The organism is Paraburkholderia sp. SIMBA_054, from assembly GCF_046534875.1.
Lineage (GTDB): Bacteria > Pseudomonadota > Gammaproteobacteria > Burkholderiales > Burkholderiaceae > Paraburkholderia > Paraburkholderia hospita.
The window spans coordinates 64091-78783 of the sequence record NZ_JAWRXV010000019.1 but is presented as its reverse complement, the minus strand read 5'-3'; the positions used below and the strand labels follow the sequence as shown (position 1 = coordinate 78783).

Here is a 14693-nt window from a genome sequence, read left to right as displayed (position 1 = left end):
CTGATTTTTGGGCGATAAATCGGGCAACCCCAACCGTGGACGGGCAGCAGGCGCTGGCAACGATTCGTGGAATTCTCCTTAATGTGACGCATATCGCCTTGAATCGTGGTTATCGGTAAATCCGTATTAACGGTGTTCATCACGAAGGCTTGAGGTCGACGACCCTTGCGAAACATTCAGACGGTAGCGTCTTTCAGCCGTGACACGCTGCGCTCGCGCACGGAGATCCAGAGCACGAGTGCGCCAAGCGCCGCTAGCGCGCTCGCCAGCACAGTTCAGCATGCCAGCGAAAAAGAGCAATACGGCAACTACGATAACGGGACGTCATGCGCCCTCCTGTTTATCGATCGATCGCAATGACGCACACGCTTAGTTTTTGGGGCCATCCGTGTAGTGCTTCGAGCGGACCGCCGATACGTTGCCGGCGCATCCATCTCGTTAGCGTCGCGTCTGCGATCAGGTAACCGGCGCGGGATTGAAAAGAACCAGTGCGTTGTGCAGTTTGAGCGCTTCGGCGCAGGTCTTTTTCCGTCCGCTTGCAACCTCGAGCATCAGGTGGAACAGTTCCCAGCCCACGTCTTCGATCGTTGTATCGCCGGTTGCGATCGTGCCAGCGTTAATGTCCATCAGGTCGAACCAGCGGCGTGCGAGGTCCGAGCGCGTGGCCACCTTGATCACCGGCACTTCCGCGAGGCTATACGGCGTGCCGCGGCCCGTGGTGAAGACGTGCAGATTGATGCCGGCAGCGACCTGCAGCGTGCCGCAAATGAAATCGCTCGCAGGCGTTGCCGCGTAGATCAAGCCTTTTTGCGTGGCTTTCTCGCCGGGCGAGAGCACGCCGGAAATCGCCGAATTACCCGACTTGATGATCGAGCCCATGGCCTTTTCAACGATATTCGACAAGCCGCCTTTTTTGTTGCCGGGCGTCGTGTTCGCGCTGCGATCCGCGCCGCCGCGCTTGAGGTAACTGTCGTACCACTGCATTTCTCGGATGATGGCTGCCGCGACATCGGCATTGGCCGCGCGAGCCGTGAGTTGCCCGACGCCATCGCGTACTTCCGTCACTTCAGAGAACATCACGGTAGCGCCCGCGCGAACCAGCAGGTCCGTTGCGAAACCAACGGCAGGGTTGGCTGTGAGTCCCGAAAACGCGTCGCTGCCGCCGCACTGGACGCCGAGCACGAGATCGGATGCCGGACAGGTCTCCCGACGTCGATTGTCGAGCCGCTTCAGGTGCCCTTCGGCCATCTTCATGATCGAATCGATCATCGACTGGAAGCCGATGTGCGATTCGTCCTGCAAGGTGACCACGTCGCCGTTGCCCGACTCTGTCGAAAGATCACCGATATCCGCGACCTCTTCCGTCACGGTCGAAATCGGAATCGTGCCGGGCGGCATGAGGCGCTCGGGCTGCAGCTTCTCGCAACCGAGGCTCACCATCATGACTTCACCGCCGAAGTTCGGATTCAGGCTGATGTTGCGCACTGTGCGGATGGGCACCATCGCGTCGGGTGCATCGATCGCGACGCCACATCCGTACGTGTGCCCGAGACTCACGACATCGTCCACGTTCGGGTAGTTCGGCAACAACTCGGCCTTGATGCGGGTCACCGCGTGCTGGACCACATCCGCGACGCATTGCACCGTCGTCGTGATCGCGAGGATGTTGCGCGTACCGACCGAACCATCAGCATTGCGATAGCCCTCGAACGTGTAGCCCTCTAGCGGTTGCATGTCGGGGGCCTTGATCGTCGCAATGGGCAGATCGTCCAGAGCGGGCGGTGTCGGCATCCGGATGACGTGCTCGTTCACCCAACTGCCCTTCGGGATCGCCTTGAGCGCATACCCGATGACCACGTTGTAGCGCACGACGGCGTCGCCTTCAGCCAGATCCTGAAGCGCGACCTTGTGTCCCTGCGGAACACGCTCGCACAAAGTCAGGCCGCCGGGAAAAACGGCGCCACTGTCCAGACCGCCGTCATTGACAACGATCGCGACGTTGTCATCGGGGTGCACGCGAATGTAAAGCGGAGACTGTTTCATTGCCTTCAACTCGAACGGCTTGACGTCAATATTTCGTCAAACAACTTTAGGTGTCATCGTACAACAAAAGTCAAATATGTGGCTACGTGTAAACCCTCAAAATATCCTGAAACCGTTGATTTTGTTTGATTCAACCGGCTCACAGTTGTACGATCACTCCGCCGATCCAGACAAACATGTCTAACAACATACTCTGACAGACAAGATCATGACGACACCCCGAGAGCTCAAGCAGATTGTTTCCGAAGGCCTGCTTTCCTTCCCCGTCACCGACTTCGACGCGAACGGCGAGTTCCGCGCCGACACCTACGCGCAGCGCCTCGAATGGCTGGCGCCCTACGGCGCATCGGCATTGTTCGTCGCGGGCGGCACGGGCGAATTCTTCTCGCTCACGCATAGCGAGTACTCGAACGTCGTGCATACGGCGACGGAAGTCTGCAAAGGCAAGGTGCCGATTCTCGCCGGCGCTGGCGGACCCACCCGCACCGCCATTGCCTTCGCGCAGGAGGCACAGCGCAAAGGTGCGAACGGCATCCTGCTGATGCCGCACTACCTCACTGAAGCGTCTCAGGAAGGCATTGCCCAGCACGCTGAACAGGTGTGCAAGTCGGTTCCGGACATGGGCGTGATCATTTATAACCGCGCCAATTCCAGGCTGAACGCCGATACGCTGGAGCAACTCGCGGACAAGTGCCCGAACCTGATCGGCTTCAAGGATGGCGTGGGCGACATCGAAAGCATGGTTTCGATCCGACGCCGCCTCGGTGACCGCTTCTCCTATCTCGGCGGCCTGCCGACGGCGGAAGTCTACGCGGCAGCCTACAAGGCCTTGGGCGTGCCCGTGTACTCGTCGGCTGTTTTCAACTTCATTCCGAAAACGGCCATGCAGTTCTATCGCGCGATCGCCGCTAACGATCACGCCACCACTGACCGGCTACTCGACGAATTCTTCCTGCCGTATCTGGCCATCCGCAACCGTCGTGCGGGTTACGCGGTGAGCATCGTGAAGGCGGGGGCCAAACTCGTTGGCCGCGATGCGGGTCCCGTGCGCGCGCCGCTTACGGACCTGACTGAAGAAGAGCACGCGCAGCTCGACGCATTGATCCGCAAGCTCGGCGCGCAATAAGCGCTCGCGGAGGAGACACGCGGGGCAACACTCGACGGTTACCGCATGAGCCGGCAGCCAGGGCGCCTCGCGCACTGCAATCAAGAGGAGACATCATGGCGATAAGCCGTACTGCGAACCCGGCGGACGTCGCGGCACCCACGCGCGTTCGCTACGTAATCCTGCTGCTGATCTTTGCGATCACCACCTTCAATTACGCAGACCGGGCGACGCTGTCAGTCACCGGCTCGGCGATGCGCGCCGAGTTCGGCTTCGACGCCATCCGGATGGGCTACATCTTTTCGGCGTTCAGTTGGGCCTATGTGCTCTCGCAAGTGCCGGCCGGATGGTTGCTCGATCGCTTCGGCGCGCGTCGCGTGTATGCGGCGAGTATCTTCCTGTGGTCGCTCTTCACATTGCTGCAGAGTACGATCGGCGTCCTCGGCAGTGGCGCGGCGGCCGTTACGGCACTGTTCGTCTTACGCTTCGTGATGGGCGCGGCCGAAGCACCTGCCTTTCCTGCCAATGCGAAGGTTGTTGCCAGCTGGTTTCCGACGAAGGAACGTGGCACGGCATCGGCGATTTTTAACTCCGCGCAATATTTTGCGGCCGTCATCTTCACCCCATTGATGGCGTGGCTCACCCATGCATTTGGCTGGCATCACGTGTATATCGTGATGGGTGTCGCGGGATTCCTGCTGGCGCTGACCTGGCTGAAGGTGATGAAGAACCCCGCCAATCATCCTGGCGTCAACAAGTCCGAACTCGAACATATCGAGCAGGGAGGCGGTCTGATTCACGGGCACCAGACAGCGGCAGATTCACGTGGTGGCCATGCACGCTGGTCTGTCATGCGGCAATTGCTGACCAACCGGATGTTGCTCGGCGTCTATCTCGCGCAGTTCTGCATCAACGTGCTCACCTACTTCTTCCTCACCTGGTTCCCGATCTACCTCGTGCAGGCGCGCGGCATGACCATTCTGCAAGCGGGCCTCGTCGCGTCGCTGCCTGCAATCTGTGGCTTTCTCGGCGGTGTGCTCGGTGGCGTTCTGTCAGACACGATGATTCGCAACGGTCATTCACTGACCGTCGCCCGGAAGGTTCCGATTGTCGGCGGCATGCTGCTGTCGGTCTGCATCATTGGATGCAACTACGTCGACACGGATTGGCTGGTGGTCGCGTTGATGTCGCTGGCGTTCTTTGGCAAAGGCCTGGGCGCATTGGGACGGGCAGTCGTTGCAGATACGTCGCCGAAGGAGGCCATCGGTCTTTCGGGCTCCATCTTCAACATGTTCGGCAACATGGCGGGGATCGTCACGCCTATTGTGATTGGCTATCTGGTTGCCCAGTCGGGATCGTTCAACGGCGCCCTCGCGTTTGTGGGTGTCAACGCGCTGATAACCATCTTCAGTTATCTCGTGATTGTCAGGGATATCAAGCGCGTCGAATTGAGCCCGTCGTAGGCGCACAGATTCAGCACGTTATTGAACCTCGCATAGCGTTAGACAATAAGCCCGCGTGGCAGCGGGCTTTTCAAGAGATTCGACTGTGCTCCCTGCGCTCACACCGGATTCAACGCCGGTCGCCGGTCGACGTTCGAGCCAACACGAACCTTACAAAGATATCCAGGCATACCTCCTCTGACTAGACGATAAAATCGGCATACACCTATGAAACGGGCTCATCAATGCCACGCGAAAATTTCAACGACCTGCTTGCGTTCATCGCCGTCGCACGCGAGCGCAGCTTCACGCGCGCCGCCGCGCAACTGGGCGTATCGCAATCAGCGTTGAGCCACACGATCCGGGCGCTCGAAACGCGACTCGGTCTTCGGCTCCTGACCCGAACGACGCGCAGCGTCGCCCCGACCGAGGCCGGCGAGCGGCTGCTCGAGACCGTCGCGCCTCGTTTCGAGGAAATCGAGGCCGAACTGGCCGCCGTCACCGAACTTCGCGACATGCCGACAGGCACGATCCGCATCACTGCAACCGACTACGCGACCAAGACCATCCTCTGGCCAAGACTGTCCAAAGTGCTTCGCCGCTATCCTGAGATCAAGGTCGAAATCATCACGGACTACGGTCTCTCCGATATCGTCGCGGATCGCTATGACATCGGCGTTCGCAACGGCGATCAGGTCGCGAAGGACATGATCGCCGTCCGTGTCGGCCCCGACATGCGCATGGCGGTCGTCGGCACGCCCGCTTACCTGCAAAAGCACGCGGCCCCCAGGACACCGCAAGACCTGATCGCTCACAATTGCATCAATCTGCGTCTACCTACACATGGCGGCTTCTACGCATGGGAGCTAAGGAAAGGAAAGCGGGAGGTTCAGGTGCGCGTGGAAGGGCAGCTTGCCTTCAATGGCACCTATCAAATGCTCGACGCGGCCTTGTCGGGTTATGGACTCGCCTACATTCCGGCAGACATCGCTCAGCCGCATATCACGGCGGGCCGCCTTGTCTGGGTGCTCGAAGACTGGTCGCCGACATTCGCCGGCCTCCATGCGTATTACGCAAGCCGCCGCCAGTCCTCGCGTGCGATGAACATAGTGATCGACGCGCTCCGCTACAGCCCCTGAGCAAGGTCGCTTGATTCATGAATGAGAGGCATAAGAGCTTGCGGTTTTAAGGTCTTTATCGATAGACCGTCAATTCCTATCATTTCACCTGGTCAGCATTCAGGTGAGACGGACATGGTCGGAATGTTTCAAGGCAAGGTCGCGCTGGTGACAGGCGCGGGTTCAGGATTGGGACTTGCCGCAGCACAGGCGTTCGCCGCCGAAGGCGCTTCCGTCGTACTCGCGGATATCGACGAAGGCGCGGTTAAAGCAGCAGCAGCCCGGCTTGTCGCTTCGGGCCACCAGGCCCTCGCCGTGCAATGCAACGTTGCCGACGAGACGCAAGTCAAAGCGATGGTCGATCTGACTGTCGCTACCTACGGACATCTCGATGCGGCGTACAACAACGCAGGCATCAACAGCCCTGTCGCCGAAACGGCCGACGCCAGCGGCGACGAGTTCGAACGCGTGAACGGCGTGAACCTGCGCGGCGTCTGGAACTGCATGAAATACGAACTGCTGCAGATGCGCGAACAGGGAAGCGGCGCGATCGTCAACTGCTCGTCGCTCGGCGGGCTCGTGGGCATTGCGGGCCGTGGCGTGTATCACGCGTCGAAGCATGGCGTCATCGGACTCACGAAAAGCGCCGCGCTCGAGTACGCAGCGAGAGGCATCCGCATCAACGCCGTGTGCCCCGGCATCATCGAAACACCGATGGTCGCGGACATGCTTGAGCGCGAGCCCGAAGCGATGAAAGAACTCATGAAGGAGCAACCCATCGGCCGGCTCGGACGGTCCGATGAGATCGCCTCGGCAGTGCTCTGGTTATGCAGCCCAGGCGCGAGTTTCGTGATCGGTCACGCGCTCGCCGTCGATGGCGGCTACACGCCCGTTAAATCAAAAGGAGCACGGCATGGAATACGGATATCTGGGCCGCAGCGCCCTCAAGGTTTCGCCCTTGTGCCTGGGCGCGATGATGTTCGGCGGCGAAACCGATGAAGCGACTTCGAAACGCATCATCGACAAGGCGTTCGATCAGGGCATCAATTTCATCGATACGGCTGACGTCTATCACGCCGGCCGCTCGGAAGAAATCGTCGGCCGTGCGATCGCCGAGCGTCGCGATAGCTGGGTAGTCGCGACGAAGTTCGGTTATCCGACCACACAAGGTCCGAACGAACAGGGACAGTCGCGCAAGTGGATCATGCAGTCGGTCGAGGCGAGCCTCGAGCGCCTGAGCACCGACTACATCGACGTTCTGTACTTTCACCGCGCGTTGCTCGATGCACCGCTCGAAGAAGGCGTGCGTGCGATTGGCGATCTGATCCGTCAGGGCAAGGTGCGCTACTTCGGCGTGTCGAACTTCCGTGGCTGGCGCATCGCCGAGATCGTGCGGCTCGCGGATCAGCTCGGCATCGACCGGCCGGTTGCGAGCCAACCGCTTTACAACATGGTGGACCGTACTGCCGAGGTTGAACAGTTGCCGGCGGCGGCGCACTACGGCGTGGGCATCGTTTCGTATAGCCCACTCGCCCGTGGTGTGCTGACCGGCAAGTATGCGGTGGATGCTCCCCCGCACTCAGACACGCGGGCGGGCCGCGGCGACAAGCGCATCCAGCAGACGGAATGGCGGCCGGAGTCGCTGGCGATTGCGCAAAAGGTAGCGGCGCACGCCGCCGGGCGCGGCACGACGTCGATCGCGTTCGCGCTGGCGTGGGTGCTCAAGAATCGGCTCGTCAGTGCAGCGATTGCGGGTCCGCGTACCGAAGCGCATTGGGACAGCTATATCGAGGCGCTGAAAGTGCAGCTCGGACCCGACGACGAAAAGTTCGTCGATAGCCTGGTGCCGCCTGGACACGCATCGACGCCGGGCTACACCGATCCGGGTTACCCGGTCGAAGGTCGCCGGGCGCTCTAGGTGCGGAGCCCGTCAGCAGCGATTGCCGAGGTATTCGATTACGCCCGGAGCATCGCGCCGCTTACTTACGGACGCGACTGGCACGTCACGCTTCTCATGTAGCACATACTATTGCCGGATATCGCCACCGCCTCCGATCATGCCAACAGACCATCAATCGACCGCCGCTGCCGCGAAGCATGATGCGCAACATCATCGCGTGCGGACGCTGCTGATCCTCAGTACGCTGATGGCCTTCGCGTCGATCTCGACGGACCTGTACCTTCCCGCGTTGCCGGCCATGGCCGATGCGCTCCACTCCGACCCCGGCACGCTGCAACTCACGATCTCGGGTTATCTCATTGGCTTCAGCCTGGGCCAGCTGTTGTGGGGACCTGTCAGCGATCGTCACGGCCGCCGGTTACCCGTCGCGATCGGCCTTGTTCTTTTTATCTTCGGCTCCGCTGGCTGCGCGATATCGGGGGACGCACACACCCTCATCGGCTGGCGCGTGCTGCAAGCAGTCGGCGCGTGCGCCAGCGTGGTCATTTCCCGCGCAATGGTGCGCGATCTGTACAGCGGTGTACGCGCCGCTCAAATGATGTCGACCCTGATGACCGTCATGGCCGTTGTGCCGTTGATAGGACCGAGCGTCGGCGGCTTGATTCTCCACGTTGCGTCATGGCGGGCGATCTTCTGGGTACTCGTCGCCGTCGGTATCGCGACGCTCGCAGGGCTTTACTGCCTCCCTGAGACCTTGCCCGGCGAGCGTCGCATTCGCGGCCCACTCGGGAACTCAGTTGCCGGTTATGCCAGCCTGTTGCGCAATCGAAGCGTGCTCGGATACTCCGTAAGCGCAGGATTTTTTTACGGCGGCATCTTTGCTTATGTTGCGGGTACGCCGTTCGCCTACATCACCTACCATCACGTGTCACCGCAGCACTACGGCGTGCTGTTCGCTGCGGGAATCGTCGGCATCATGATCACCAACCAGATCAACGCCCGGCTCGTCGCACGTTTCGGCAGCGATCGCCTGATGCGTTTTGGCGCAATCGTAGCCGGGCTCGCGGGTGCTCTCCTCGCGTTTGATGCGGGATCGGGATGGGGCGGCCTGATCGGCCTCGTGCTACCGCTCTTCCTTTTCGTCTCGACCAACGGGTTCATCAACGCCAATGCAATCGCGGGTGCGCTTGGCGCTTGCCCCGCGCGCGCAGGCGCCGTCTCGGCACTGATCGGCTCGATACAGTATGGCGCCGGTATCGCGGGGTCGGCGTTGATCGGTTTCCTCGCGGACGGCACGCCCCGCCCGATGGCGTACGTCATTGCGTTGATGGGCATCGGCTGCTGGCTCGCGACGCGCCTTCTCGTGCCGCGAGAAAACGTGAAGCAAACATGTGCGAATACCGTCGCTTGACGCGCAGCGGATTGGGCGTAGCGATTGATTCGCGATGACGTCCCTACGCTGCCCGCTCAAACGCCACACCACATCGCTGGAGCGCGCGTCGAACTTCGCTAACGAGGCGCGGCCGTGAGGACGATTCGACCTGCCTCTCAGCCGCATTAGCCGCGATACTTCAACGACTCAATGAGCTGCCATCGTCGACGTGCAGTCGCAGTTGGCCAAGCGCATGCAACCGCACGCACCGAATGATTCCCGCAAGCACGGAAATGCGCTATTTCCAGCCCTCAATGCTTCGAACCAAACGAATTCTGATCGCGAGATACCGCTCCGCAAAACGGCATGCGGTACGCGTGGTCTTCCTCATCGACCTGCCGCATGCGGCGTTCGAGATCAGCCAGATCGCTCGACGACGCGAGATAGTCGCTGTGCGAAGAAACGTCGTGGCCGGGAACCATTTTTCCGAGGAAGTGGGAAAGACGTGCAAACATGATGTGCTCCTTGTCGTGTAAAAGGCGGCGTTCGCCGTATTGCGTCACCACCCGACACAGCGCACATGACATGGGGTGGGTGAACCCGCTTCACATGCACCGCTGATGTGAAGCAGATTAAGTCCCGTGAATTAGCTTCGAATGAGCATTGCGAAGGACGGAAAGGATTCAGCGCCCTCATCCAGCGCTAATTCTCATACTCGATCATGGACACAGATGGGCGATTGATGCGAAAGCGCCCGACCGTGACCGTGACTGGTATGAGAAGCACCCTGGAGACACATCAAATGAGCACTCTCGCTGACAGCATCGCCCCCACCCATTCGAGATCCAAACGCTATGGCCTCTTCGTCTGCCTCATGGCAGCGCTCGCCGGCCTGCTGTTCGGTCTCGACATCGGCGTGATTTCAGGCGCCCTGCCCTTTATCGCGAAGCATTTCGTTCTGAACGACCGTTCGCAGGAATGGATCGTCAGTTCGATGATGGTCGGCGCGGCGATCGGCGCGCTGGGTGCGGGCTGGCTGTCGTGGCGCCTCGGCCGCCGCTACGCGCTTGCGCTGGCGGCAATACTGTTCATCGTGGGCTCGCTATGGTCGGGGTTCGCGGGCAGCCCGACCGATCTGATCGGAGCGCGCTTGCTGCTGGGCCTTGCGGTCGGCATGGCGTCCTTCACGGCGCCGCTATACCTTTCGGAGGTGGCGCCTCGACAGGTGCGCGGGGCCATGATCTCCACCTATCAACTGATGATTACAGTCGGGATTCTGGCGGCCTTCCTGTCGAACATCGGGCTTTCTTACGTGGCCGACTGGCGCTGGATGCTGGGCGTTATCGCGATCCCCGCCGCGTTCTTCCTGGCCGGCGTTCTCGCCCTCCCCGACAGTCCGCGCTGGCTGCTTCAGCGCAACCGGGCAGCGGAAGCTCGCGCCGTCCTTGAGCGCCTCCACGGCAATCCGGCTGACGTTCAAGCCGAACTCGAACAGGTCACCGAGGACAACACGCGACCCCAGCGGGGATGGAACCTGCTGCGGAAGAACCCGAACTTTCGTCGTTCCGTGCTGCTCGGCATCGTGCTGCAGGTCTTCCAGCAGCTCACCGGCATCAACGTCGTGATGTACTACGCGCCGCGCATTTTCGAACTGGCCGGTTTCGGCACTCATGAGCAGCAATTGTGGGCTACCGTCATCGTCGGCCTTGTCAACGTCGTGGCAACGTTTGGCGCGATCGCCTTCGTCGATCGTTGGGGCCGCAAGCCGATTCTCTATGCGGGATGCGCGGTCATGGCATTCGGAATGTGCTCTCTCGGGTTTCTGTTGCATGCCGGTGTGGCGGGTCTCACGGCACAGATTCTGGCCGTCGCGGCGCTGCTGCTTTTCATCGCAGGCTTCGCCATGTCCGCTGGTCCTCTCGTGTGGATTCTCTGCTCGGAGATTCAACCCCAGCAGGGACGGGACTTCGGCATCGCTGTCTCAACCCTGGTCAACTGGGTGGCCAACATGGCCGTCGCGGCCACGTTTCTCAGCTTGTTGTCCACGGTTGGCGAAGCGAACACCTTCGTGCTGTATGCCGTCCTCAACGTGATCTTCGCGATCGTGGTGTTCTTTTATGTGCCCGAGACTCGCGGTGTCTCGCTCGAGAAGCTGGGTAACGACCTGATGGCCGGCAAGCGTCTGCGTGATCTGGGCAAGGGGAACTGACGAGCGGTTCGAAGCGGCCGCCGGGCACTCACCATTGGCGTGCGTGGTCATCGTCCGGCGGTCAGATCCTGGTGAGGTAGCGTCTGAACTGGCATCCCGTCGATCTGCGCCGCGCGAAGTACTAAAGTAAAGGAAACAACGCGCGCGCCGCGCCACATGACGCGGACACCGACCAGGAGCGACGCCATGAAATTCATCGTGCATTGGGTCAGAAATCCGGGTGTGACACTGTTCGAATCAGACCAACGAAGAAAGGAAGTCGCGGCGCAACGTCCCGCCGGGTTGAAGGTACTTTACGCATGGTATGCGGTTGGTGAACCCGAAGGCGTCGGAATCGTGGAAGCCGATGACGCGCGCGATATCGCGGTGCAGATCGCCAGATATGGCAATCTCGTCCGATTTACCGTGACCCCGGCACTGTCCCGCGAAGAGTGGGAGGCAACGCTCGCAACCGTGCCCGACGACGCCCCGCTATGACATTGCCAGGCCCGGCGGCAGTGCAACACTCCGATCGCATTGCAATCCGATGAGGCGCACCATGATCCGCATCCTCCTCGCCGACGATCACGCGCTGATACGCGAAGCCCTTCGCCAGATCCTGAACAGCTGTTCGAGCTTCGAAGTTGTCGGCGAAGCGGCCAATGCCGCCGGCACGATCGAGCTGGTGCGTTCGACGCAAGCGCAGATCCTGATACTCGACCTGTCGATGCCGGACCGCAATGGCATCGAGGTGATCCGCGTTATCAAGGACATCGAACCCACGCTGCGCATTCTCGTGCTGACGATGCACGGCGAGCACCAGTACGCGGTCCGCGCGTTCAAGGCCGGCGCATCCGGCTACCTCACCAAGGAAAGCGCGAGCGGCGAACTCGTGAGCGCATTGACCAAGATCGCGCACGGCGGCGTATACATGAGTCTCGCGATGGCCGAGCGGTTTGCACTCAATCTTCATGAGCCACCCGATACGCTGCCGCATCAGTGTTTGAGCGACCGCGAACTCGACGTATTCCGGCGCATCACGGCGGGCGAAACGATCGGTGAGATTGCAGCCCAGCTATGCGTGAGCACGAAGACCGTCAGCACCTACAAGGCGCGTATCCTGGAGAAGATGCGCATGCCGCACGCCGCGGCGCTGGTGCGCTATGCGATGCGCCACAAACTTTTCGGCGACAGCGAAGAACTGTGAGTGCGACGCGTGCGCTGTCCGCTTACCTGCCCTGCCGAGCTCGACGACATGCCGCAGCTGCCTGCGCGCGCCGCCGGATCAGCGCGACTTACTGCCCCGACAGCTGCTTCCTGATAAACGCGACATACCCATTCTGCGTTTTCAGGATCTTGGTTGCGCAGTCGTCATAGTCCGAGCCCTTCGCGTTGTCCGGACCATACATCCCGCGACACTGCGCAAACAGCGTGAGCGTCGCACCACCCGGTCTCGCGACGCGCGTCGCCGAGAACGACACCTTGCCCGAACTGTAGGGCACATCGGTTTCGATCGCCACGGCGTCCGCGCGCGTGACGGATGTATCGGAATGCTGCTCGACGTAGCGCTTCGTCGCCACCCACGCGGTGTCGCACTGCGCGCCGTCGCAATTGACGGCCGCATTGCGCTGCGCAGCGGCAAGGCTGGTTTCGTTGTGCGAGTACTCCTGGGCCTGGCGCGCCTCCTTTTCGGCAGACGAGCATCCTGCGAGCACGAGCGCGGCGAGCGCAACGACATGGATTTTTTTCACGAGCGGGGCTTCCTTTGCGACGGTCGAGCGCGATTATAGCTGCGTGCCCTGAGCAATCGCAGATCCGTTCGGCTGCCCACCCAACATGCAAGAACGCGCGCCCCACTCTACACGGGACGCGCGTTCGCAGATCGGCCGGCGAAACCCGGCGCGCAATATCACGGCGTCCCGTGCATCGCGCGCAGCGAATCTCGCCTGGACGTTGCTCCTTAGAAGCGGTGACGGATGCCGACGGTGCCAACCACTTGCGAATCCGTCGACGAAGCGCTCACGCCGACGATATGCGCGGTAATGCCCGAATTGCCCGTGCTGCCGACGTGCTGATACGCCGCTTCAGCATACACATCGGTGCGCTTGGACAGTGCGTAATCCGTTTGCAGCGTGAGCTGGTGGTACTTCGGATCGACGCCTTGCAGGCTTGCATCGGTGTACGTGTACGCACCCGACAGCGTCAATGCCGGCGTGAGCGCGTAACGGCCGTTCACTTCGAAGTTGGTGAAGTGCGCGCCCGTGCCGTTCAGCGTGAAGCCGCTCGACGTGCCCGACGCCGTTGCGCCGATCGACGTCGCATTCGCGAGCTGCGTCTGCGTGAACACGAAGCCGACGTTAGCCGGGCCGAACGCGTAGCTGACGCCCGCGCCATACGTGCGTTGACGCGAAGCCGTGAAGGTCGCGTCGCTGCTGACGGCGCCGCTCGAGTTGCTCGTGCCTGCGCCGTTCAGTTGCAGGTAAGCCGCCGCAACCTTCAGGCCACCGAACGTATACGTCGCGCCGACGCTATACGCACGGTTGTCCGAGAAGCCGTCCGCTTCGTTCGAGAAGCCATACATCGCGCCGACCTTCAAGCCCGCGTAATCGACGCTCTGATACTTGACCGAGTTGCTGACGCGGAACGAGTTGTTCAGGTTGTCGTTGTCGTACGGGTGCGAAGCGAGCGTGCCGCCGTATTGCGTGCCGTTCAGCGACAGCGGGCCCAGGTTGTCGACGAGATTGTCGTACTGGCGGCCGAGCGTAACCGAGCCGTACTGGTTGCTCGCGAGGCCAACGAATGCCTGACGGCCGAACAGGCGGCTGTTCTGGCCCATGTTGCCAGTCGACAGATTGAAGCCGCTTTCCAGAGTGAAGATCGCCTTCAGACCGTTGCCGAGATCTTCCGAGCCACGCAGGCCCCAGCGGTTGCCGTTCAGGATGCCACTGGCCTGCTGGATGTTGCTATGACCGCCGGAATTGCTGGAGTACGTCAGGCCCGTATCGAGCAGGCCGTAGAGCGTGACGGAATTTTGAGCGTGCGCGGCACCGGCCGTGCCGAACAATGCGAGCGAGAGGGTCGAGAGTACGAGCTTTTTCATCTTTTCTCCATTTTTCGATAACGAATGCTATCGTGGCGCGGAGAATATCTGATTGAATCGGCTTTGCGACTTTGTCGTTGTGTTTAAACCACCCTTTAAATGCTTTCTCAATCTTCCCTGTAATGGCATTGGTAATTTTGATGATGCAGTACTTCATATGAAATGGGGCGCATCCCTCTCGCGGATGCACCCCAAGTGCCCAATTCTAGCTGTTCTCGGAATACAGGCCTGCGGATTTTATGGGATCAACTGTTAAAGTCGCAAGCTGTGAGTTGCATATTTATCTTTCCCATTCTTATAATGGTAAGACAATGCAATTGGATCGCCACATTTCAATCCAGTTTAAATCGGTCAATAAATAATTGATAAATCCACGTATTGATTTTTTCCTGGCATCAAGACATTGCGCTCATCGATACTTAACG

The 14693-nt window shown here is 60.6% G+C and carries 13 protein-coding genes; 9 read left to right on the top strand and 4 right to left on the bottom strand.

What is annotated here, in order from left to right; all coding sequences use genetic code 11:
- Positions 1-456 precede the first annotated feature (456 nt).
- The gene (gene garD / locus SB822_RS23275; protein WP_090838747.1) at positions 457-2043 is read right to left on the bottom strand and encodes a galactarate dehydratase; all 1587 of its coding nucleotides are present in this window, start codon (positions 2041-2043) and stop codon (positions 457-459) included.
- 208 nt (positions 2044-2251) lie between these two features.
- Here garD and kdgD point away from each other — a divergent pair, with 208 nt between their 5' ends.
- The 6 genes from kdgD to SB822_RS23245 all read left to right on the top strand — a co-directional run bounded on the left by kdgD (position 2252) and on the right by SB822_RS23245 (position 9019).
- Entirely contained in the window at positions 2252-3169 is a 918-nt protein-coding gene (gene kdgD, locus SB822_RS23270) for a 5-dehydro-4-deoxyglucarate dehydratase (protein WP_103153682.1), read from the top strand.
- 95 nt (positions 3170-3264) lie between these two features.
- Entirely contained in the window at positions 3265-4611 is a 1347-nt protein-coding gene (locus SB822_RS23265) for an MFS transporter (protein WP_410855740.1), read from the top strand.
- Positions 4612-4835: 224 nt separating this feature from the next.
- A complete protein-coding gene (locus tag SB822_RS23260) occupies positions 4836-5729 on the top strand; it encodes a LysR family transcriptional regulator (protein WP_079499661.1) in 894 nt (297 codons plus the stop codon).
- A gap of 114 nt (positions 5730-5843) precedes the next feature.
- Complete coding sequence (locus tag SB822_RS23255; RefSeq protein WP_244144668.1) at positions 5844-6707, top strand: glucose 1-dehydrogenase; 864 nt, start codon at positions 5844-5846, stop codon at positions 6705-6707.
- Positions 6622-7626, top strand: coding sequence for an aldo/keto reductase (locus SB822_RS23250; protein ID WP_090837837.1), 1005 nt, complete (start codon positions 6622-6624; stop codon positions 7624-7626). Before SB822_RS23255 ends, SB822_RS23250 begins: the two co-directional genes overlap by 86 nt.
- A 139-nt stretch (positions 7627-7765) precedes the next feature.
- Positions 7766-9019, top strand: a complete 1254-nt coding sequence (locus SB822_RS23245; protein WP_090837839.1) for a multidrug effflux MFS transporter — start codon at positions 7766-7768, stop codon at positions 9017-9019.
- A gap of 272 nt (positions 9020-9291) precedes the next feature.
- Here the strand turns inward: SB822_RS23245 and SB822_RS23240 are convergent, their stop codons facing one another.
- On the bottom strand, positions 9292-9495 hold the full coding sequence (locus SB822_RS23240) for a DUF3563 family protein (RefSeq protein WP_007742663.1): 204 nt from the start codon (positions 9493-9495) through the stop codon (positions 9292-9294).
- Positions 9496-9782: 287 nt separating this feature from the next.
- Here SB822_RS23240 and SB822_RS23235 point away from each other — a divergent pair, with 287 nt between their 5' ends.
- The 3 genes from SB822_RS23235 (at position 9783) to SB822_RS23225 (ending at position 12375) form a co-directional block, all read left to right on the top strand.
- The gene (locus tag SB822_RS23235) at positions 9783-11189 is read left to right on the top strand and encodes a sugar porter family MFS transporter (RefSeq protein ID WP_090837841.1); all 1407 of its coding nucleotides are present in this window, start codon (positions 9783-9785) and stop codon (positions 11187-11189) included.
- A 186-nt stretch (positions 11190-11375) separates the two neighbouring features.
- On the top strand, positions 11376-11666 hold the full coding sequence (locus SB822_RS23230) for a DUF3303 domain-containing protein (protein WP_086915738.1): 291 nt from the start codon (positions 11376-11378) through the stop codon (positions 11664-11666).
- 61 nt (positions 11667-11727) lie between these two features.
- Complete coding sequence (locus tag SB822_RS23225; RefSeq protein ID WP_086909834.1) at positions 11728-12375, top strand: response regulator transcription factor; 648 nt, start codon at positions 11728-11730, stop codon at positions 12373-12375.
- Positions 12376-12463: 88 nt separating this feature from the next.
- Here SB822_RS23225 and SB822_RS23220 read toward each other — a convergent pair whose 3' ends face one another.
- Both SB822_RS23220 and SB822_RS23215 read right to left on the bottom strand, forming a co-directional pair.
- Complete coding sequence (locus tag SB822_RS23220; RefSeq protein WP_090837843.1) at positions 12464-12919, bottom strand: lipoprotein; 456 nt, start codon at positions 12917-12919, stop codon at positions 12464-12466.
- A 209-nt stretch (positions 12920-13128) separates the two neighbouring features.
- Positions 13129-14268, bottom strand: a complete 1140-nt coding sequence (locus SB822_RS23215) for a porin (RefSeq protein ID WP_007583720.1) — start codon at positions 14266-14268, stop codon at positions 13129-13131.
- Positions 14269-14693: the final 425 nt, after the last annotated feature.

Coding starts and splice junctions, on each gene's coding strand:
- garD (WP_090838747.1), bottom strand. CDS start 2,043: ATGAAACAGTCTCCGCTTTACATTCGCGTGCACCCCGATGACAACGTC.
- kdgD (WP_103153682.1), top strand. CDS start 2,252: ATGACGACACCCCGAGAGCTCAAGCAGATTGTTTCCGAAGGCCTGCTT.
- SB822_RS23265 (WP_410855740.1), top strand. CDS start 3,265: ATGGCGATAAGCCGTACTGCGAACCCGGCGGACGTCGCGGCACCCACG.
- SB822_RS23260 (WP_079499661.1), top strand. CDS start 4,836: ATGCCACGCGAAAATTTCAACGACCTGCTTGCGTTCATCGCCGTCGCA.
- SB822_RS23255 (WP_244144668.1), top strand. CDS start 5,844: ATGGTCGGAATGTTTCAAGGCAAGGTCGCGCTGGTGACAGGCGCGGGT.
- SB822_RS23250 (WP_090837837.1), top strand. CDS start 6,622: ATGGAATACGGATATCTGGGCCGCAGCGCCCTCAAGGTTTCGCCCTTG.
- SB822_RS23245 (WP_090837839.1), top strand. CDS start 7,766: ATGCCAACAGACCATCAATCGACCGCCGCTGCCGCGAAGCATGATGCG.
- SB822_RS23240 (WP_007742663.1), bottom strand. CDS start 9,495: ATGTTTGCACGTCTTTCCCACTTCCTCGGAAAAATGGTTCCCGGCCAC.
- SB822_RS23235 (WP_090837841.1), top strand. CDS start 9,783: ATGAGCACTCTCGCTGACAGCATCGCCCCCACCCATTCGAGATCCAAA.
- SB822_RS23230 (WP_086915738.1), top strand. CDS start 11,376: ATGAAATTCATCGTGCATTGGGTCAGAAATCCGGGTGTGACACTGTTC.
- SB822_RS23225 (WP_086909834.1), top strand. CDS start 11,728: ATGATCCGCATCCTCCTCGCCGACGATCACGCGCTGATACGCGAAGCC.
- SB822_RS23215 (WP_007583720.1), bottom strand. CDS start 14,268: ATGAAAAAGCTCGTACTCTCGACCCTCTCGCTCGCATTGTTCGGCACG.